The organism is Streptomyces sp. 2114.4 (genome assembly GCF_900187385.1).
GTDB classification, from domain to species: domain Bacteria; phylum Actinomycetota; class Actinomycetes; order Streptomycetales; family Streptomycetaceae; genus Streptomyces; species Streptomyces mooreae.
On sequence record NZ_FYEY01000001.1, the window covers coordinates 1,222,146 to 1,242,250 of the forward strand.

The window sequence follows — 20,105 nt, forward strand, 5'->3', positions numbered from 1 at the left end:
GGAGTGCCCCACAGGGGCGTGTCAGGTGAGGCCGGCCAGGGCCAGGAACTCGCTGCGGGAGCGGGCGTCGCTGCGGAGGGAGCCCAGGAGGGTGGAGGTGAGGGTGCTGGAGCCGGTGGCCTGCACGCCGCGCAGGGTCATGCAGGTGTGTTCGGCTTCGATGACGACGCCTACGCCCTTGGGCTCCAGCTGGTTCTGCAGCCAGTCGGCGACCTGTTTGGTGAGGCGTTCTTGGACCTGCGGGCGGCAGGCGAAGTGCTCGACGACTCGGGCCAGTTTCGACAGGCCGAGGATCCGCCGGCCCGGCAGGTAGCCGACGTGGGCGGTGCCGACGAACGGCAGCAGGTGGTGCTCGCACACCGAGCGCACGGGAATGCTGCGGGCCAGGACGAGTTCGTCGTAGCCCTCGTCGTTCGGGAAGGTGGTCAAGTCGAACGGGCGGGGGCTGAACAGCTCGGCGTAGGCGCGCGCCATGCGCCCGGGCGTCCCGCGCAGACTCTCGGTGTCGGTACTGATGCCGAGAGCCTGCAGGAACTGTCCGGCGGCGCGTTCGGCGGCGGCCAGGTCGGTGCCGTCGGTTTCGTGGACGACACGCAGCGCGGCCGGCGCGGGCATCGGTATCTCCGGGTCGTCGGCTGCCCGGTGCACGGCGGTGTGGGGATGCCGGGTCATCTCAGCTGCCACCGATACCGAGGGCGGTGAGCAGCACCAGGACGACGGTGACGACGGCGAAGAGCCCGTGTCCGGCCACCACCGGCACGGGGAAGTACCGCTCGGCGGACCCGGTCCGTTGCCCCTCTGCGGCCGGGGCGGCGGAACCGGCCCGGTACGCGGGAAGCCAGCGAGCCAGCATCGTGAAGCCGAGCAGGGCTACGGGCACCAGCAGACCGAAGGCGGTCCAGGCCAGTACGTCCTTGTCGGCGATCACATAGACGATCCAGACGACCAGGCCGACCGCGGCGAGTGCGAAGTGCCCGAAGACGACGGGGACGGGCAGCCTGCTGTTACCGGCCTTGGCGCCTCCGCGGGAGAGCCAGGTACCAAGCATGTAGAAGCCGCCGATCGCGGTGATCACCCAGGTGATCAGTGCGGCGATGCCCATGAGGACTCCTCGTGATGAAGTGGGTACCCACTGTGGCCGCAGGTGTACGTGGCCACGTTGGTGGAGGTGATCAGTCGGTAGGGCCTGGCGGGGCGTGGGTGGGGACGAAGCCCTCGGCCTGGGTGGTCTCAGCGGCGACCCGCACGCCGTAGCGGTAGGCAAGCTTTCCGCCGAGATATCCCGAGAACCCCAGGGCCACGAGGCTCACGGCGTTCAGCGCGAGCATCCCGCCTCCCACGCCGGCGTCGGAGCTGTGGTCGGCGTGCCGCCACAGGAAATTGGCGGCGTAGGCGGTGGTCACCAGCAGGTTCAGCATCGTGTGGACAAGGCCGACGCGGAACGCCCGGGTCCCCGGCGGGATGGCGAACAGGTCCAGGAACCCGACCAGGGCCGCGGCCAGCGCGCCGATCACCCCGAGCGCGATCAGCCACATCGCCCCGCGGACCAGGAAGTCCGGGTCCCGGACGAGATGCGAGGCGATGTCGAAGACCAGGCTGCCCACCCATGCCCCGATCGGGACGGTGACCAGGATCGGATGGAACGGGTGCCCGTACGGTCCGGCCAGCGCAGCACTCACCGGCCGCTTGGCGTACTCATGCGACGCATCCACCATGCCGACCACCTCCTAGTTTCACCAACAAATCTTGGTCTTATTCGCCGGAGGCGTCAAGGTACCCAGCTTCGGCACCGTGCCGAACGGGGATTCGCCGGTTGCACCTATCGGTGTACGCGTTACCGTGAGCACGTGACCTCTGACGAAATGCCGCAGACTCCCGCAGGTGACGCGGCGATCGAGTCCGTCAGCGTCCTCGGCGAGGACTCCCGGCGGCAGATGTTCGCGTTCATCAGGCGTCAGCGCCGCCCCGTGACCCGCGACGAGGCCGCCGCCAGCGTGGGCATCTCGCGCAAGCTCGCCGCCTTCCACCTCGACAAGCTTGTGGACGCAGGCCTGCTGCGCGCCCGGTACGAATCACCCGGCGGAATCCGGAAGGTCGGCCGCCAGCCCAAGGTCTACGAACCCACCGACAGCCATATCCACGTCAGCATCCCCGACCGCCGCCACGAGCTGCTGGCCGATCTCCTGCTGGAGGCCGTCCTGACCGAGGACGACGGCGAATCCGCGACCCACGCCGCGGTGCGCACGGCCGGCCGGCGCGGCCGGGAACTGGGCGAGACCGAGCGGGAGCACCTCCGCCCCGGCCGACTCGGCGCGGAACGCGGCCTCAGCGTCTGCGAGCGGATGCTCGACCAGCACGGCTTCGAACCGGTCCGCGAAACCCCCACCCAACTCCGGCTGCACAACTGCCCGTTCCACCCCCTGGCCGCCAAGGCCCCCGAGCTGGTGTGCGGCATGAACCACGCCTTCATCGCCGGCTACCTGCAGGGCCTGGAGGTCAGCGGTGTAGAGGCTGTGCTGGCACCCCGCCCCGGGGAATGCTGCGTCCAGCTCGGCCCCACCCGGGGGTGAAGTCCGAACGCAACGACGGATTCCCCACCCTTGGCGCGAGGCGACGCCCTCGCGACCCGCACGTCACTCGCCCGCAGGAGGCACGGCTGTCCACACAGGAGACGTCCCAGGTACTGGTGGCCCTCGACGCGTGCATCGCCGCCGCGCGCGAGGGGCAGAGCGGCGCGCTGTGGCGGCTGACACAAAGCAACCGGCAACTCGACGCCAACCTGGTGAGGCTTCCGGCGGGCACGTCCGTGGCCGGTCACGTCGAAGCCGAACTGGACGTGTTGCTGATCGTGATCGAGGGCGACGGACAACTCGACAACGGCACGAGGGCGCAGACGCTGGAATCCGGAGTCGTGGCGTGGCTGCCGAAGTCAGCGCACCGCGCGCTGGTCGCGGGACCGCGCGGGCTGGTCTACCTGACCGTCCACCGGCGACGTCCCGGTCTGAGCATCGGCGGCCGGGCGGCCGATGAGGGCGGTGAGGCGCCCTGCGCTCAGGAACGGGCCTGTCGGGCGTGCGGGCACCCGAGAGCTGAAGCAGGAGCGCGCTTCTGCAGTTGGTGCGGCGAAGAAGTGCCGACCACTCCTGCTCTCTGAGCGTCGAGCCCCGGGGCCCGGCCCGCCATCGGGCCGGGCCCCACCTCGGAGCGGGCGGAGGGGCGACTCCCGTCGTCCTGCCAAGTCCACTCAGATGCCGGAGGCGCCCGTCACCATGTCCTGGGCCCCTGCGGAGGGGGTGGGGCCGATCACCGGGTCGTCCGGGGCACGTCGAGGGGATCCTCAGCCTGCGCCATCTGCTGAAGGCCGCCACGAGGAACAGCACGCCGAGCGCATCCTCATCCCCTTCCGCCGGGAGCCCCGGCAGCCGGCGTTGGCTCTTTCCGCTACCGCCGACGCAGTCGGCGACGGCCTCGACCGCTGATCCCGCGCGCCGCGCCGACCGCCGGCTGGCGGTACGGCAGTGACCGCTGCCGTCAGGCAGCGGTCAGCTCGCCCCCCGAGAAGCCCGCCACATGGTGTGCTCGCGGCTGATCGCCTCCTCCGCGTCCGCCACCTCTTGGGCCCAGGACTCGTCTCCTGCCAGCGCCAGTCGCTGGTGAACGACGCTCAGTTCAGTGGCAGCGAAGGTGTAGGCGCGCCCCAGCGTCTCGTACTGCCGGACCGCGAACCATGCCGAGCCGGCACCCAGTACGGCCGCGAGGACTCCTGCCAAGTCGAAGGTCAGCAGGCCGGTGAGTCGCAGAATCGCCGCTGCCAGTCCCAGTCCCTCAATGGCGATGAGCAACAGCCGCCATTGCCGCGCGCGGGTGATGTTCCCGGTCGCCTTCGTCGTGTACCACCGTTGCTGGTCCTCGATGCGAGAGCGCAGATAGGCCCGCTTGCGGTCGGCGAAACTACGGGACCGCAGAGCGGTCATGGCATCTGTGGCGGCGATCGACCCCACGGGGGCAAGGCTCGTGGCAGGGGCTTCCCTCAGCAGTGTCTCCAGGCGCTCGTGGAAGCGGCGATGGGCTTCGGCCGGCGGCAGATCGGCGGGGAACGGTGCGCCCCCCACCGCGTAGCGCCAGGCCAGGGTCTTCGTGGACTCGGCCAGAGCCCTGCCGTCGTACCAGGCCTGTTCCGGTCGCTCCGCGAGCAGCCAGACCTCCACGCAGACCGTCGCCACGAAAACCGTCACCAGACCGATCAAAGCCGCGCGGTGGTCCAGGGCGCCGCACAGGGCGGCGGACACCGCCAGCAGCAGCCGCCACATCGTGCCGCGGACATAGCGTCGCTGCCCGATGAGGGACGCGGCGTCCGAGGACCGGAAAACCACTGGGAGATCGTCGTCCCGTAACCCCTCGGTCGTTCTCTCCACTCTCCACCCCTTCAACCCGTGCCCCGGAAGGGCGGGCCCGCGTCTTGTTTCAGATGCCCACGTGCTCAAAAACCCTGATTCCCCGGCTGGTTGGCGCTCCCTTGGACAAGAATGCCAGCGGCGCCCAGCAGTGTGTACGGAAGACAGGGGGAACTCCACGATGCGCTATGCGGCATTCATCTCATACAGCCATCAAGCGGATATTCGTCGGGCGCAGCACCTGCGGCAGGCCCTGCACAGCTTCGCCAAGCCGTGGAACAGCACGCGAGCCCTTCGGGTCTTTCTCGACAATGCCGCCCTGTCTGCCGATCCGGGGCTCTGGAGCACAGTGGAGCGGGCGCTCGGCGACTCCGAGTTCCTCGTGCTGATGGCGTCGCCCCAGTCCGCACGCTCCCCCTGGGTGGCGAAGGAGATCTCCTGGTGGCGGCAGGGGCCCCGGGCGCGAAATCTGCTGCTGGTCGTCACGGGAGGTGAGCTCCACTGGGATGATACTGCGCGGGATTTCGACTGGGCGCGGACCACGTGTCTGCCACCCGAACTCAGTGGCCTCTTCGAGGAGGAACCGCGGTGGGTGGACCTGAGCTGGATGGGTGAAGACCACACAGGCGACCTGCGCGACCCGCGCTTCCGTGAATGCGTGGCCGATCTGGCGGCTCCTCTGCACAAGCGCCCCAAGGACGAACTGATCGGCGAGGACGTGTCCCAGCGCCGGAGGTTCCAGCGCTTCCGGCGGGGGATGCTGGCGGCCATGACAGCGCTGGCCGTCTTATCCACTACGGCGGCGGTCTACGCCTTCGTACAGCGCCAGACCGCGCAGGAGCAGGCTCGCATCGCGACGGCCCGCCAACTGGCCGCCACCGCACTCAACCTGAGCGGCGACGACCTGGAAGTCGCATCGCTCCTGGCCCTCCAGGCGTATCAGGTGCAGAAGACTCCGGAGACCCTGTCGGCGCTGTATCGGCTGACGACCCAGAGCCCGCATCTGGTCCGCTTCGTACGCGGCGACGGAAGAGTAACGGCACTGGCCCACACCGCCTTACCCCGCTATATGGCCGCCGGCACCGACAAGGGCTCGGTCACCATCTGGACGTCCGACGGGGCCCGTACGGCGGGCCGCGTCTCCGTCTCGGGCGAGGTCACCTCGCTGGTGTTCAGCAACGATGGCCGGCTCCTGGCCATCGGCACCAGTTCGGGCGCGACCGTCGTCCACGACCTGCGCACCCATCACAGCCGCCGTCTTTCCGCCGGCACCAGCGAGGTGTACAGACTGGCGTTTCGGCCCTCCAGCCATGACCTGGCGGCTATCGACGGCGCCGGGAGCCTCAGGCTGTACGGAGCGGAGGGCAGCGAGCCGTCCTTGCGCATCGATACCCGTCTGCGTGCCGGGGCGGTGAACCTCGCCTTCTGGGACAAGGGAAGCAAACTCGCAGTGGTCACTCCGACGGGCTGGCGCCTCTATGACGACAGGCTCCGGAAGCTCAAGTCGTCCGACGACGTGCTCTACCCCGGGAATGGCTACGTCTCCGCCGCGTCGCCGAGCGGGAACTGCTTTGGATTCATCAAGTTCGGAGGCCCGAGCCTGGAGTCGGTGACGGAACTGGTCCAGGACAAGCCGCCGGGGTCGGACACCGGGAACGGCGGCTGTGGGGCACAGCCGACCCTCTCCGGCAAAGAAGCAGCCAGTCTGGCCGTCTCCGACGGCAACAGAATCGCAGTGGGTACGAGCCAAGGCCTCGCCGTGGGAACAGCGGCGAAGAATGACCCGGCGAAGACGGTCCTCGACCTGCTCCCCGGGGTCAAAGCACCCTCCGTGCTCGCCTTTTCGCCAGGTGAGGGCGACCGTCTGGCCTCCGCCGACGGCAACACCATCGCCCTTTGGGCTCTGGGGAAAGCAGCGCCCACCATGCATCGGCACCACGCCAAAGTGCCTGATGGTGCGACGGTGGAGACCCAGCCCGCCCTTGCCGTGGCACCGAACGGAAAGGTCGCATGGAGCCAGGAGCCCGACCTCGACTCTCCGTCGCTGCACCTGTGGTCTCCAGGGCACGACCTCCCGGGCGAAGGAACTGACATGACGTTCGATGCGCTGGCCTTCACAAAGAACGGCAACACCCTGTACGCCGCCTCCGATTCTGCGGTGGAAACGTGGACGAGGAAATCAGGCGTACTGCGCCGGGCCACGGTCGCTCACCTGCCCGAGACCTCCGGCGCCATCGGCACCACCCGTATCGCCCCGGGATCGGACGGCCGAGCCGTGGTGCTGCGTTCCGACGGCTCCGTGCTCCTCCTCACCCCCGAGACGGGGCAGGTCTCGACTGCGGTCGCGCGCACTGCGCCGCACCGCACGGAAAACGACCGGAAGAATTACGGTTACACCGAGTACAAGACAGCGCTCAGCGAGAACGGCGCCTTAGCCGCCGTGGCATCCGAAGACGGCCGTGTCAACATCTACGAGCTCCCGTCCGGGCATCGGGTGCGCCAGCTGGACCTCGGCGGTTCCTCCCTCGACTCCCTGACCCTCTCTGAGGGGAGCCAGTCGCTGTTCGCCGTCACCGACGGCCGCGTGCTGCAACACTGGGACGTGCGCACGGGCACCTCACGCTGGCGATCGGACGGAGCAGGCCAACAAAGCCTCACTGCGGATCCCAACGGCCAATGGGTAGCCACCCTGTCGGGAGACGGCACGATCTGGCTCTGGGACGCGAGGACCGGCGACCGACTGGCCAGCACCGTCCTACCGCTCCCCGATTTCTCCTGGTCAGGGACCGGAGGCACGGGCACGCAGAGCAGCATCGTCTTCGCCCCCGATGGGAAACGGTTGTGGACCATTACCGAAGGAGGAGAAGTCCTGTCCTGGGACACATCGGTCGACGCATGGATCAAGACGCTGTGCGACCGCGTAGGCCGTCGCCTCACGGAGCCGGAACGCACCCGTTACCTCACACCGGTCTCCAACGGGTACACCGCCTGCAGCCAGTACCCGGAGCATTCCTCCGGTACGCCCTGACAGCATGGCGGGATCCCGAGCGGCGCCCGGGAGGACTTCGCCGGCTTCAGCGGGATGTCCTGTTCTTGCGCCGTCCAGGGCGGCCGCCGGGAAGCGGGAACCTTCGGGATCCGAGGATCCCGAGCCTCCATCTCGCAGATCAGCTCGGCTGCGGTAGGGCACAATCGCATCTCATTGGGGTCCGGCGCGTGCTCAAGAGCATTGGACACCAGCTCGGACACGGCCAGCACCACGTCATCGAGTACCTCGCCACCACAGCCGAACTGGTCCAGGACGCAGATCAATGGTCGGTGCAGGGACCTTGGCCAAGGGCAACCAGCAGTAGTCCGTAACCTCCTCGGCTTGGAGCTGGCTCTCCCGCTTGCCGAGAAGCCGGAAGGCGAACCGGAAGTCGTACGGCCTCGGGGAACATCGGTACAGCCGTTGGCGCTGAGAACAACCGCGACGTCTTCGCCTCGCCCTCGCACCGCTGGTCCAACCCGCGCGCCCGCCTGCTGGACGGGCCCGACTGGGCAGCGGTCGAGGAGGACGTACTGGCCGGAATGAGCCTGGACATGCCCGTCACCGAGCACCTGGCGGAGCTGGTGCGCGGCCTGGACGCCGGGGGGGAAGCAGCTCGCCGAGCGCCTGACGGAGGCGGGGCCGGCGGCGAAGGTCTCCATCGAGGTGCAGGACGACGGGCAGGTGAAGCTGAACGTCGACAAGCTCGGCGCGCTTGGCGAGCCGAAGTCCCTGACTTGGCTGCGCAAGCAGGTCGAGAAGATGCTCTCGAAGATCGACTTGCCGGACCTGCTGTTCGAGGTGAACGCCTGGACCGGCTTCCTCGACGCCTTCGTCCACCTCGGCGACGGCACCACCCGGATGAAGGGCCTGCCCACCTCCATGGTCGCGCTGCTGGTCTCCGAGGCGTGCAACATCGGCCTGGCCTCGGTGGCCAACCCCGCCCACGAGGCGTTGACCCGGGCCCGGCTCGTGCACGTCGACCAGTACCACCTGCGCGCCGACACCATCGCCGCGGCGAACGCGCGGCTCATCGCCGCCCAGACCGAGATCCCTATCGTGCAGTTCTGGGGCGACGGGCTGCTCGCCTCCGTGGACGGCCTGCGATTCGTCGTCCCCGTCCGGACCGTGAACGCGGCACCGTCGCCGAAGTACTTCGGCTTCAAACGGGGCATCACCTGGCTCAACGCCGTCAACGACCAGGTTGCGGGCATCGGGCAGATGGTCGTCCCCGGCACCCCGCGCGATTCCCTGCACATCCTGGACGCTCTGCTGAACCTCGACGGCGGGGTGAAGCCGGAGATGGTGGCGACCGACGTCGCGTCGTACTCCGACATGGTGTTCGGCCTGTTCAAGATCCTCGGCTACAGCTTCAGCCCCCGGTTCCGCGACCTGGACGACCAGCGGTTCCGGCGGGCCACGATGCCCTGCGTCGAGACGGGCACATACGGCGCGGTGGAGGGCCTGGCCCGCAATCGCGTGAACCTGAACAAGGTGATCACGCGCTGGCCGGACATGCTGAAGGTCGCCGGTTCCCTGGTCACCAACCAGGTCCGCGCCTACGACCTGCTGCGCATGTTCGGCCGCGAGGGACGCCCCACCCCACTGGGCGCGGCGTTCGCCGAGTACGGGCGGATCGCCAAGACCGAGCACCTGCTGCGCGTGGTCGACCCGCTGGACGACACCTACCGCAGGCAGATGAACCGCCGGCTCACCGTGCAGGAGTCCCGCCACAAGCTCGCCCGCGACGTGTGCCACGGCAAGCGCGGCACCATCCACCAGGCGTACCGCGACGGAATGGAGGACCAGCTCGGCGCGCTCGGCCTGGTACTCAACGCCCTCGTGCTCTGGACCACCCGCTACATCGACGCCGCAGTCACCCAGCTCCAGGCCGAAGGCCACGAGATCGGCAAGGAGGACATCGCCCGGCTCTCCCCGCTCAAGCACCGCAACCTGAACCTGCTCGGCCGCTACAGCTCCACGGCCTCGACCCCAGCCGCCGGCGCCCTGCGCCCGCTGCGCGACCCGGACGCGCCCGAACTGGACGAGGACGACGACGCCGGGCAGGAGTGAGTATGACAGCGGGCAGGAGTGAGTATCAGGAGCCGATCGGATCAATCCGTGACGGGCAGGCACTCGGCGAGCAGAGCGACGACGTCACGCCAGGCTCGCTGTGCGTGCCGTGGGTGGTAGCCGACGCCGGGACGCACGGTGTGGTCGACCGGTGGATGGTGGAAGGCGTGCAGGGCTCCCCCGTAAACCACGAGGCGCCAGTCGACGCCCGCGGCCTGCATCTCTTCGGTGAACGCGACCCGTTGCGCGGGCGGCATGATCGGGTCTTCCGACCCGACCCCGGCCCACACCGGGCAGCGAATGCGTGCCGCCTCGCCCGACCGGCCCGTGGTCAGTGCGTTGACCGTCCCGATCGCGCGCAGGTCGACGCCATCGCGACCGAGCTCCAGTGCGACTGCGCCCCCGGTGCCGTAGCCGACGGCGGCGATCCGGTCGGGGTCGGCCCGTGGTTCGGCACGCAACACGGGTTGTGATCGTCGTCATATGACTGGACGGTAATGACTGTTGCGCCCGCTCGGGGTGGTGTTCACCGATGGCAGAGCAGTCTGTCCCGACTGACCTCTGACACGAGATCTTGACCGTTTGCCAAGTGATCTTGACGGCCAACGAAGTGTGCCTGCTGCATGTAGGCGATTCCGTGCATGGATCCATCCGTGCTTCTGTGCGCCCCGCCTTGTGGCCTCACTGCGCGCCCGTCCTGGGGAAGGTGGAGGGCAGCGGGGCGATCGGCCAGGGTCGGCCCGGGGGCGCCGGCCCACCTGGTGGGCTGCCCGGAAGCGAGGAGTTGGACATGAGTGATCCATCGGCCCGGGAGGTCGGCGAATGGTACGACCGCTTCGGGGGCCTGTACGGCCTGACCATGGGCGACAGCATGCACCTGGGCATGTGGACCGACGGCGTGCGGGCGGAGACTGGGGAGCTGACGGCCGACGAGATGTGGGAGGAACTCACCCGGGCCCAGGACTCCTGGACCGGCACCCTCATCGACGTGGTCGGGCTGCTGCCGGGACAGCGGATGCTGGACGTCGGCTGCGGCACAGGCCGCCCCACCGTGCGGATCGGCACCGAGTCGGGCGCGAGCGTGCTCGGCGTGACGGTCAGCGCCGGGCAGGTCCGGGCCGGCCGCGACCGCGCCTTGAAAGCGGGGGTGTCCGACCGCGTCACCTTTGAACAGGCGGACGCCATGGCCCTGCCACAGGAGTCCGAGACCTTCGACGCCGCGTGGGCCATCGAGTCCTTCGCTCACTTTTCCAACCGCCCCGCCGCGATCCGCGAGGTTCGGCGGGTGCTGCGGTCCGGGGGCCGCTTCGTCCTCGCGGACTGCTACGAAGCCGTGCCCTTCACACCCGAGGAAGTCCAGCTCTTCCAGGCCGCGTTCGCCCTTTCCCGCCTGCCCGCTGGACCCGAGGACTACTCCCGCATGCTCGGCGAGGCCGGCTTCGCCATCCAAGGCACTCGCGACATGTCCCGGGAGTTCAAGCCCACCTACGAGCTGATCCCGCGCCTGTTCGCCGCGAGGCGCGCCCAGATCGCGGAGCTGGTGGGCACCGATGCGATGGCGCAGCTCGACACCGTCTACCCGCGCATCCTCGCCCTGTGCCGGGACAAGATGGGATACACCATGGTCAACGCCGTGAAGTCCCCCTGACGGCGGCCAGTCCCGTCCCGACTCCCGGGCTTCCGTCGCCGCCAGGCCGCTAACCACCCGGCACAGCGCCCGATCGCCAGCTGCCACCCCGGGCCGGCCGGGCCGTCGCCTGCAGGGAGGAGCGGTTCAGCATGGAACGGGCCGGTCAAACCAGCCTGGCAAACGGTCAAGATTGCTTGTCAGAGGACACCGACTACATCACCTGGACGCGTCGGCCGCCTGTCGTCAAACGATGGCACCCTCAAGTGATCAACGCACCACCCACGGATGATCATGTGTTCGTGGAGGCACAGGTGCGTGACTACGGGTTTTCGCCGGCTCAGCAGGATGAGATCTGGAGGCGCTGGCGTGCGGGGCAGTCGTTCAGCTTGATCGGGCGGGCGCTGGGGGCACCGATGCAGCACGTCCGCCGGTTCCTGTACCAGAGCGGCGGCGTCCGCCTCACCCCGCAGACGCGATCAGAGCGGCATCTGAGCGGCAGCGAGCACGAGGAGATATCCCGCGGTATCGCCGCCGGAGAATCGGCCCGGCAGTTGGCCTGGCGACTGGGCAGATCACCTTCGACCGTCTCCCGCGAGATCGCCCGCAATGGCGGCCGGAATCGCTACCGTGCCGCAGTACAAGGCGACCGGCCCTTCAGTGGCGCGTTCCAGCAGCGTGAGGCGCAAGTGGGCGACCGTGACCTTGACTAACGGAGTGTCCCTTCACGAGGTGTACCGGTGGCTGGGGCACCGCTCCATCAAGGTCACGGTCGATCGCTACGGGCTCCTCCCCCAGGACGGGCGCGAGCGCTGCCGCCAGGTGGTGGCGGCGACCTTCGAGGGCCACCTGCCGGAGGAGCTGTCGGTGGGGCCGGCCGCGTGAGCCGCTACCGGATTCCGAGCTCGCGCAGGACCCGGTGCTGAGTTGGTGCCGGCTTCGCCGGGAAGTAGAGGTAGCAGACGCCTCCGGTGCCGCCGACGACCTTGCCTTCGGCGTTCCTGCGCTTCGTCCGCAGCCAGACGTTCTCGAACTGGCGCCGCCTGTAGACGTGCCGGACCGCGGCGTCGTCCGGCGAGGCCGGGTCGTTGGCGATGACGTCGCCGTCCTTGGTGAAGCCGACGATCGTCATCAGGTGGCCGGCGGTGCCGTAGCCCGCGCCGTCGAGTTCGGTCTTCAGGAAGGACTGGGACGTGATAACCGGGATGCCTGCGTGGATGAGGCGTTCGGCGTCCGTGAGGGAGGAGAGGCGGGTGACGAGGCTCTGCAGGTCCCGGTAGGTGGCGGCGTAGGCGGCGTTGAAGGGCCAGTTGCCGCAGCCGTCGTACTGGTAGTCGAAGGTGTAGCGGGCGGCGTGGCAGACCTGGGGGTCGGCGTAGTCGGGGTTGACCCAGGACAGCTGCTGCCGGGTGGGCTTGCGGCCCCAGTATTCGACGATCATCTGGGAGGAGGTGGGGCTGCACCAAGCCTCGCCGCCGTTGTCGTACTCCGGGTACTGGCCCTTGTGGATCTCCTGCGAGTAGCGCGGGACGGTCAGCTCGCGGCCGACGAGGCGAGGCGTGGACGCCGGCACCTCGAAGCGGTCGGGGAGGTCCGAGCCCATGGCGCCCAGCCGCCAGACGGTGGGGGTGGCGCCGCCACCGGGCCTGCGGCAGAGGGTGACGCGGAGCTCGTAGGAGGTCAGACGGAGGCCGCTCGCCGGGGTGTCGATGGCGAAGGTGTCGGTCGAGATGCTGCTCTTGCCGTCCTTCTGGCCGTCGACGGAGGTACGCCGGATGTCGGCGTCGCCGTCGCCGGCGGTCCAGCGGCCCATGACGTACCAGGGGGTGCGGCCGCCGTCGGTGTAGGTGCCGCGCAGCTCGACGGCGATCCATGTGCCGGGCGGGGTGTGTGCGTTCCAGGAGGCGACGACCTCGGTGGCCGGGACCGGAAGGCGGTGGACCGGCGACGTCCAGGTGGCGTACTCCCAGGTGGCGGACCTGCCGGTGTGCGGGTCCCGGTAGTCGAAGGTGCCGGTCGGGTGCGCCAGGCGGATGCCGGGCCGGGCGCCGGACGCGGGGGCGGTGCCCCTGCCGCGGCCCCTGGCCCAGTCGGCTGTGGTGGTCCAGGCGTGATAGTCCACGAGGCTCTTCGGTCGGCGGGCAGGGGCGTCCGGGGTGCGGGCCGGGGTGGCGGTACCCGCTGCGGTGCTGCGCGAGGCGTCGGCGGCCTGCGCCGAGGGGGCGGCGACACCCGCGGCGGCGGCGAGCGCGGCGGCCAGGACGGTGCGCCGGGGCGCGGAGCTGGTCATGGTGGAGGTCCCCCAGTCGGATGCGTACGCATGGGTGCGGGAGGTCGGGCCGGGGCCGCGGACGGGCACGGGCGGATCAGCAGTGGCTCAACTATTGCCGTTTCCGGCCCGCTTCGGAAGGCGCTGCGACGCGCGTCGCCCGATGAATATTGGTGTGGACCACTGGCGTGCGAAGGGGCCGGGACCCCGCGCGTACGCTGGCGCAATGGATCGTGATCTGGCTTTGCTCGCCGCCCGGCTGCGCGCCGTGCCGCCGTCCTGCGGGCCGGTGCGGCTGATCGCGGTCGACGGGCACGCGGGATCGGGCAAGAGTACGTTCGCCGGCCGGCTGGCCGATGCGCTGGGTGGTGCGCCGGTGGTGCACACCGATGATCTCGCCACCCACGAAGAGCTGTTCGCCTGGAGCGAGCGGTTCGCCCACCAGATCCTCCAGCCGCTGTCCCGAGGCGAGACGGCGCGCTACGGCGTCTACGACTGGCTCCGCGGGGAGTTCACCGAGGTGCGTGAGCTGGCGCCCGCGCCGCTGGTGCTGGTCGAGGGCGTGGGAGCGGGCCGGCGGGCGCTGCGCCCGTATCTGGCGTCCCTGGTGTGGATGGAACTGGCGCCCGAGCACTCCTGGGAAAGGGGACGGCTCCGGGACGGACCGGGGCTCGCCGCGTTCTGGAGTGGCTGGATTCCGGCGGAGCGCGCGCACTTCGCAGCGGATCCTTCGCGTCCGTATGCCGACTTCCTGGTGCACCAGAAGCAGGTGGGGTACGAGGTGCTGACGGGACCGCCCGCGACGCCCTGACCAGCCCCAGATCTCACGCTCCGTAGTGAACGGCGGCCGGTGGGCCGAAAGGCGCCGACAGGGTCCCGCCGAGTGCCCCAACTCGGCTTGACCTGGGGGGCGTACAGGACTTACGTTCTCAATGTGCGGTTCTACGGACCGCCCGCAGATGCGAAGCCCCCGGTTGTTCCCCCGTGATCGGGGGCTTCGTTCTGCGTCAAACCACCTCTTATCGCCGCTCGGCGCTGCCTCTCCCTCACCCTGGGTCACCGCATTCTTCGCGCCGCCGCGCCACGCGCCCTCGCCCCGTACCGCCCTCTACGACCTGCACCGATCCCGCAGGTACGATGCGAGTCTGTGCCACCGCAGGCCAGAACCGATGTGCGCGCGGCGAAGGTCAACTCCCGCTCCCCGTACGCCGGTTCACCCGGCCGCGGCCGGGCACGCGCCCGGCGGTACTGGGGGACGTGGTGTGGGGGGACGGGATGGATGTCGGCGCTCAGGGTTCGCCCGCCCCGGCCGAGCTCGCCTGGCTGCGCGCGGTCGACGCCTACACCGTGGGCGCCTACCCGCAGGCGGAGGAGGAGTTCCGGGCCGCGGTACGACTCGATCCGTCGATGGCGGACGCCTGGCTGGGCCTGCACGCGCTGCGCGCCGACACCTCCATCGCGCTGCTGCGGATGCACCGGCACCGCGATCGCTTCGGTGAGATGCGCGCCCGCCACCGACGCACCCTCAACTCCTGGTACTGGCTGGGGTGGTGGGTGCAGCCGGTGCTGGAGACCGGCCGCGACCTGCTGCTCGCGCACGCCTCGCACTGGCTCGACGGCCGTCATGTCGCCGAGCTGGACCAGGCGCTGGCCGGCTGCCCGCCGGTCGACAGCGATCCCCAGGTGCGCTTTCTGCACGCCTGCCGTGCCTATCTCGTCAAGGACTGGGACCAGCTCGTACGGCATACCGAGCCGCTGCTCGGCGATCCGGTGCTGGGCATCGAGGCGGGGCTGTTCGGCGGGATGGCGCGGGTGCGGCTGGAGATGTACGGGCAGGCCGAGCCGCTGCTGTCGGCCGCGTTGATGCGCTGCCGCAGCGAGCAGCCGCAGCGCAAGGAGCTGCGCTACTGGCTCGCGCGCGCCCATGAGGGCACCGGCCGCAGTGCCGCGGCGCTGCCCCTCTACCGCGCGGTGCACCGCGTCGACCCGGCGTTCATGGATACCGCGGCGCGGCTCGCCGCCATCGCGGAGGGGGACGGGCTGGACGAGGGCGCCGATCTCGCGGCGGTCTCCGCGGCCGGCCTCGGCCAGGAGGCCGGCGGCGATCTGGCCCCGCTCGATCCGGTCGACGGCCGTGAGCTGCTGGTGACCGGTGAGGCGAACGGGCCGGACGGGGAGATCGGTGGCATCCCGGCCGGAGGCGATGCCGCGGCCCGGATCAAGGCGGCGGCGCCGGTGCCACGCGGCGCCGAGCGGCTGCCCGCGGGGCCGGCCGATCCGGTGCTGCTGGAGAAGGCCCTGGCGGAGCTGGAGCGGATGGTCGGCATGGAGCCGGTCAAACGGCAGGTGCGCGCGCTGTCGGCGCAGCTGCGCATGGCCCGGCTGCGCGCGAGCCAGGGGCTGCCGGTGCAGCCACCGAAACGACACTTCGTCTTCTCCGGCCCCTCCGGCACCGGCAAGACGACCGTGGCACGGATACTCGGGCGGGTCTTCTACGCCCTGGGGCTGCTGGGCGGGGACCATCTCGTGGAGGCCCAGCGGTCCGACCTCGTCGGCGAATTCCTCGGCCAGACCGCCGTCAAGGCCAATGAGCTGATCGACTCGGCGCTGGGCGGAGTGCTGTTCGTCGATGAGGCGTACAGCCTGTCCAACTCCGGCTACAGCAAGGGCGATGCCTACGGCGACGAGGCGCTGCAGGTGCTGCTCAAGCGCGCCGAGGACAACCGCGACCGGCTCGTGGTCATCCTGGCCGGCTACCCGGAGGGCATGGACCGGCTGCTGGCCGCCAACCCCGGCCTGTCCTCCCGCTTCACCAGCCGGGTCGACTTCCCCAGCTACCGGCCGCTGGAGCTGACCGCGATCGGCGAGGTACTGGCTGCCGAGAACGGCGACCGCTGGGACGAGGAGTCCCGCGACGAGCTGTGCAGCATCAGCGGCCATGTCGTCGACCAGGGCTGGATCGACGAACTGGGCAACGGCCGCTTTCTGCGCACCCTTTACGAGAAGAGCTGCGCCTACCGCGACCTGCGGCTCTCCACCTGGCGCGGCACCCCCACCCGCGACGATCTCGCCACCCTCCGGCTGCCCGACCTGATGCAGGCCTACGGCGAGGTCCTTTCCGGCCGCGGCCCGGACGTCCAGGGACCGCCGCCGAAGGGGCTGGATCTCTGATACTCCAGCCGTAGATCGTGATCTCCACGTCGCATGGGCCTGCTCCCTGGGACCTTGGGCTCAGCTACTGCTCCGGGGGAGGGTCGTGATCTTGCTGCCGGCGCCGGTTGAGAGAACGGGCACGGCCACCGCTGATCATCGTCGACGCCCCGAACCGGACAGGAACACCACGGTCCACGGCTGGAGCGCCAGAGGCTGTTCCGCAATCCGCCAAGGCCCCCCATTATTTGTGGAGCACCTCGGCACGAGTCGTTGTTCCGCTTTCGTTCGGACGGAATGCGTGCCGGCCGATGCATACCCCGCCGCGTGGAATGCACAGCAGCGCGGCATGGGCGGCCGGGTGCACTGCACGTGATGCTCGCGGCCCTGGTGGGAGGAAAGCCGAAGCCTTCGTGCGGACATGAACCGGCTACCGCTGAGCGGAACTGATGGCCGGCCCTTCCGCTTCGCATCTCTCCGTACGGCCCGAGGAGACCAGATGTCACGCCTGGGGAGAATCGGCCATTCCGCAGGAATGGTCGCCCGCCCAGAGGCCGTGCCTCCCGTGTTTCTTACGGAATTCGGCACCTGCCGTGGTGGAGGCGTTCGCCAAGTGGTCGGCGTGCATGGCGGAAAAGGGCTACACCTACAAGAAGCCCATGGACGCCAACGACGATGTCCGCTTCGCCGATCCGTATCACGTTTCCAGCGAGGAAAAAGAAACGGCAAAGGCCGATATTTCCTGCCGGTACCAGAATCATGTGCAACAGACCTGGTTCGACGCCGAGGTGACCCTTCAGGAATCGGCCATCAAGAAGAACCAGAAAGCACTGAACGAGGTGAAGAAGGCCAACGACGCCGCTGTTGCCAGGGCTTCCGCGGTCACCCACGGCTGAGGGCTGTCCGGCTCTCCGGCCGGCCCGCGGGCTGTCCGGCTCTCCGGCCGGCCCGCGGTGCGACTGAGGGACCGTAGGCCTCCTGTGGGTCCCTCAGCGCGCCATGGCCCGGCCCTCGGCCGGCAGCGGTGCCTCCTCACGGGGCTCGCTGACCCGGTCGCCCGGAGCACGGGCGCCCCGGGCACGGTGGCCACGGACGGCGGGGGCACGGTGGTGGGCCGGGTCGCGGACCTCGCCGACCAGCATCTCCAGGACGTCCTCCAGCGCGACCAGGCCGAGCACCCGGCCGGTCGCGTCGGCGACCGCCGCCAGGTGGGAGGCGGCCCGGCGCATCGCCGTGAGGGCGTCGTCCAAAGGCAGCTCGGCGCGCAGCGTCGTCATCGGATGCCAGATGCGCTGGGGCACCGCGCGGTCGCGTTCCTCCAGGTCCAGGACGTCCTTGACGTGCAGATAGCCCATGTACGCGCCGCCGGGCGCACACACCGGGAAGCGGGAGTAGCCGGTGCGTACGGTCAGCTCCTCCACCTGGCGGGGCGTCACCGTCGGTTCGACGGTGACCAGGGCCGCCCGGTCCAGGAGGACGTCGGTGACGGGCCGGCTGCCCAGTTCCAGCACGTCGGAGAGCTGTTCCTGCTCGGCCGGGTCGAGCAGACCGGCCTGGACCGAGTCCTCGACGAGATGGTTCAGCTGCTCACTGGTGAAGACCGCCTCCACCTCGTCCTTCGGCTCCACGCGGAAGAGCCGCAGCACCCCGTGGGCGCAGGCGCCGAGCAGCGCGGTGACCGGACGGCACAGCCGCGCGAAAGCGACGAGGCCCGGACTGAACCACAGGGCGGTCTTCTCGGGAGCCGCCATCGCCAGGTTCTTGGGGACCATCTCGCCGATGACGAGGTGGAGGAAGACCACCAGCGCCAGGGCGATGACGTAGCCGAGCGGGTGGACCAGGGCTGCGGGCAGGTGGACCGCCTCGAAGACCGGCTCCAGGAGGTGGGCGACGGTGGGCTCGGCGACCGCACCGAGCGTCAGGGAGCAGACGGTGATGCCGAACTGGGCGGCGGCCATCATCTGCGGCAGGTTCTCCAGGCCGTGCAGCACCTGCCGGGCCCGGGAGGAGCCCTCGGTCGCCAGCGGTTCGATCTGGCTGCGGCGTACCGAGACCAGGGCGAACTCGGCGCCGACGAAGAATCCGTTGGCGAGGACGAGCAGGACCGCGAAGAGCAGCTGGACCAGGGTCATCGGGCCACCTCCGCGACCGCCACGACGGGCTCACGGGGTGTCTCGGGTGCGGTCGGGACCGTGACGGTGGCGGTCCGTACGATCCTTATCCGCTCGGCGCGGTGGTGCGACACCAGCCGTACCCGCAGCCGCCAGCCGTCGAGTTCCGCGATGTCGCCGGGGGCCGGGATCCGGCCGAGTATGTGTGCCACCAGTCCTGCCACCGTCTCGTACGGTCCTTCCGGGGCCTCCAGGCCGATCTTGCGCAGGGTGTCGACCCGGCAGCCGCCGTCCGCGTCCCACGCGGGGCGGCCCTCCTCGGGCGGGGCCTGGCCCAGTTCGGGCAGGTCCACGCCGTCGTGCTCGTCGCGGACCTCGCCGACGAGCTCTTCGATGATGTCCTCCAGGGTGACCACACCGGCCGTGCCGCCGTACTCGTCGACGACCACTGCTATCGGCTGTTCGCTGCGCAGCCGCTCCAGCAGCGGCTGCACCGGCAGGGTCTCGGGCACCAGCAGCGGCGGCACCGCGATCCGGCTCGCCGGGATGCGCAGCCGGTCGTGCGCCGGGACGGCCAGCGCGTCCTTGAGGTGCACCATGCCGACGACCTCGTCGAGGCGGGTGTGGTAGACGGGGAAGCGGGAGAGTCCGGTGGCGCGGGTCAGGTTCACCACGTCCTCGGCGGTCGCGGACGCCTGCAGGGCACTCACCCGTACGCGCGGCGTCATGACGTTCTCGGCGGTCAGATCGCCCAGCGAGAGGGTGCGGACGAACAGGTCGGCGGTGTCCTGCTCCAGGGCGCCCGCGCGGGCGGAGTGCCGGGCGAGCGAGACCAGTTCGCCCGGGGTACGGGCGGAGGCCAGCTCGTCGGTCGGCTCCACGCCCAGGGCGCGCACCAGGCGGTTGGCGACGGTGTTCAGCAGGGTGATCACCGGGCGGAAGAAGCGGGAGAAGGCGCGCTGGGGGCCGGCGACCACCCGGGCGACGGGCAGCGGCTTGGAGACCGCCCAGTTCTTCGGCACCAGCTCGCCGACGACCATCTGGACGGCGGAGGCCAGCAGCATGCCGACGACCACGGCGGTGCCGGGCACCGCACCCTTGGGCAGGCCGGTGGCGGCCAGCGGGCCGGACAGCAGCTCGGCCAGCGCGGGCTCGGCGAGCATACCGACCACCAAGGAGGTGATCGTGATGCCCAGTTGGGTGCCGGACAGCTGGAAGGAGAGTTCCCGCAGGGCGTAGACCACGGTGGGGGCGCGGTGGTCGCCGTCGGCCACGGCCCGTTCGGCGTCCGCCTTCTCGACGGTGACGAGTCCGAACTCGGCAGCCACGAAGAACCCGTTGGCCAGGATCAGGACGAGTGCCGCGGCGAGCAGCGGCAAGGGGCCGGTCATGCCGCCGCCTCCGTGGTGTGCGGGGGCTGGGGAGGGGCGGCGCAAGTACTACAGGACGATCC

General features: G+C 70.0%; 17 protein-coding genes and 2 pseudogenes. 10 read left to right on the plus strand and 9 right to left on the minus strand.

All coding sequences use genetic code 11. The features are described from left to right. Positions 1-21 precede the first annotated feature (21 nt). The 3 genes from folE to CFW40_RS05270 form a co-directional block, all read right to left on the minus strand. Positions 22-615: a GTP cyclohydrolase I FolE gene (folE, locus tag CFW40_RS05260; protein WP_088801920.1), complete on the minus strand. Its 594-nt coding sequence runs from the start codon at positions 613-615 to the stop codon at positions 22-24. A 58-nt stretch (positions 616-673) separates the two neighbouring features. After that, positions 674-1,102 (minus strand): hypothetical protein, encoded by a 429-nt coding sequence (locus CFW40_RS05265; RefSeq protein ID WP_088796688.1) that lies wholly within the window; start codon positions 1,100-1,102, stop codon positions 674-676. A gap of 70 nt (positions 1,103-1,172) precedes the next feature. Further along, on the minus strand, positions 1,173-1,715 hold the full coding sequence (locus tag CFW40_RS05270) for a DUF2231 domain-containing protein (RefSeq protein WP_088801921.1): 543 nt from the start codon (positions 1,713-1,715) through the stop codon (positions 1,173-1,175). 132 nt (positions 1,716-1,847) lie between these two features. On the opposite strand from CFW40_RS05270, the gene CFW40_RS05275 reads away from it, so the two are divergent. Then, positions 1,848-2,570: a metalloregulator ArsR/SmtB family transcription factor gene (locus CFW40_RS05275; protein ID WP_256331583.1), complete on the plus strand. Its 723-nt coding sequence runs from the start codon at positions 1,848-1,850 to the stop codon at positions 2,568-2,570. 116 nt (positions 2,571-2,686) lie between these two features. Then, complete coding sequence (locus CFW40_RS05280; RefSeq protein WP_256331581.1) at positions 2,687-3,154, plus strand: hypothetical protein; 468 nt, start codon at positions 2,687-2,689, stop codon at positions 3,152-3,154. 388 nt (positions 3,155-3,542) lie between these two features. Here CFW40_RS05280 and CFW40_RS05290 read toward each other — a convergent pair whose 3' ends face one another. Continuing rightward, positions 3,543-4,373, minus strand: coding sequence for a DUF4231 domain-containing protein (locus CFW40_RS05290; RefSeq protein ID WP_256331579.1), 831 nt, complete (start codon positions 4,371-4,373; stop codon positions 3,543-3,545). Between the two features lie 202 nt (positions 4,374-4,575). On the opposite strand from CFW40_RS05290, the gene CFW40_RS05295 reads away from it, so the two are divergent. Beyond that, entirely contained in the window at positions 4,576-7,422 is a 2,847-nt protein-coding gene (locus CFW40_RS05295; RefSeq protein ID WP_176956567.1) for a TIR domain-containing protein, read from the plus strand. Here the strand turns inward: CFW40_RS05295 and CFW40_RS38860 are convergent. Next, entirely contained in the window at positions 7,350-7,889 is a 540-nt protein-coding gene (locus CFW40_RS38860) for an ATP-binding protein (protein WP_371127994.1), read from the minus strand. The two genes, CFW40_RS05295 and CFW40_RS38860, sit on opposite strands and share 73 nt — an antisense overlap. On the opposite strand from CFW40_RS38860, the pseudogene CFW40_RS05305 reads away from it, so the two are divergent. After that, a pseudogene (locus CFW40_RS05305) lies at positions 7,863-9,495 on the plus strand (transposase); the annotation flags it as partial. The gene CFW40_RS38860 and the pseudogene CFW40_RS05305 sit on opposite strands and share 27 nt — an antisense overlap. A gap of 41 nt (positions 9,496-9,536) precedes the next feature. Here CFW40_RS05305 and CFW40_RS05310 read toward each other — a convergent pair. Continuing rightward, positions 9,537-9,959 (minus strand): annotated as a pseudogene (locus CFW40_RS05310) (dienelactone hydrolase family protein); the annotation flags it as partial. A 326-nt stretch (positions 9,960-10,285) separates the two neighbouring features. On the opposite strand from CFW40_RS05310, the gene CFW40_RS05315 reads away from it, so the two are divergent. The 3 genes from CFW40_RS05315 (at position 10,286) to CFW40_RS36985 (ending at position 12,007) form a co-directional block, all read left to right on the plus strand. Next, on the plus strand, positions 10,286-11,143 hold the full coding sequence (locus tag CFW40_RS05315) for a cyclopropane-fatty-acyl-phospholipid synthase family protein (protein ID WP_088796693.1): 858 nt from the start codon (positions 10,286-10,288) through the stop codon (positions 11,141-11,143). A gap of 131 nt (positions 11,144-11,274) precedes the next feature. After that, the gene (locus CFW40_RS37840) at positions 11,275-11,835 is read left to right on the plus strand and encodes a helix-turn-helix domain-containing protein (protein WP_256331578.1); all 561 of its coding nucleotides are present in this window, start codon (positions 11,275-11,277) and stop codon (positions 11,833-11,835) included. A 4-nt stretch (positions 11,836-11,839) separates the two neighbouring features. Further along, complete coding sequence (locus CFW40_RS36985) at positions 11,840-12,007, plus strand: hypothetical protein (RefSeq protein ID WP_176956566.1); 168 nt, start codon at positions 11,840-11,842, stop codon at positions 12,005-12,007. A 4-nt stretch (positions 12,008-12,011) separates the two neighbouring features. Here the strand turns inward: CFW40_RS36985 and CFW40_RS05325 are convergent, their stop codons facing one another. Next, positions 12,012-13,412, minus strand: a complete 1,401-nt coding sequence (locus tag CFW40_RS05325; protein ID WP_088801924.1) for a peptidase C39 family protein — start codon at positions 13,410-13,412, stop codon at positions 12,012-12,014. Between the two features lie 205 nt (positions 13,413-13,617). Between CFW40_RS05325 and CFW40_RS05330 the strand changes: the two genes are divergently transcribed. The 3 genes from CFW40_RS05330 (at position 13,618) to CFW40_RS05340 (ending at position 17,437) form a co-directional block, all read left to right on the plus strand. Continuing rightward, positions 13,618-14,202 carry a uridine kinase gene (locus tag CFW40_RS05330; protein ID WP_088796694.1) on the plus strand — a complete coding sequence of 195 codons (585 nt, stop codon included), beginning with the start codon at positions 13,618-13,620 and terminating at the stop codon, positions 14,200-14,202. A 464-nt stretch (positions 14,203-14,666) separates the two neighbouring features. Then, positions 14,667-16,562: an AAA family ATPase gene (locus CFW40_RS05335; protein ID WP_088796695.1), complete on the plus strand. Its 1,896-nt coding sequence runs from the start codon at positions 14,667-14,669 to the stop codon at positions 16,560-16,562. 572 nt (positions 16,563-17,134) lie between these two features. Next, positions 17,135-17,437 (plus strand): hypothetical protein, encoded by a 303-nt coding sequence (locus CFW40_RS05340; RefSeq protein ID WP_088796696.1) that lies wholly within the window; start codon positions 17,135-17,137, stop codon positions 17,435-17,437. Positions 17,438-17,530: 93 nt separating this feature from the next. Here CFW40_RS05340 and CFW40_RS05345 read toward each other — a convergent pair whose 3' ends face one another. Together CFW40_RS05345 and CFW40_RS05350 are read right to left on the minus strand one after the other, a co-directional pair. Then, the gene (locus CFW40_RS05345; RefSeq protein ID WP_088796697.1) at positions 17,531-18,673 is read right to left on the minus strand and encodes a hemolysin family protein; all 1,143 of its coding nucleotides are present in this window, start codon (positions 18,671-18,673) and stop codon (positions 17,531-17,533) included. Continuing rightward, complete coding sequence (locus tag CFW40_RS05350) at positions 18,670-20,043, minus strand: hemolysin family protein (protein WP_088796698.1); 1,374 nt, start codon at positions 20,041-20,043, stop codon at positions 18,670-18,672. Before CFW40_RS05350 ends, CFW40_RS05345 begins: the two co-directional genes overlap by 4 nt. Positions 20,044-20,105 lie beyond the last annotated feature (62 nt).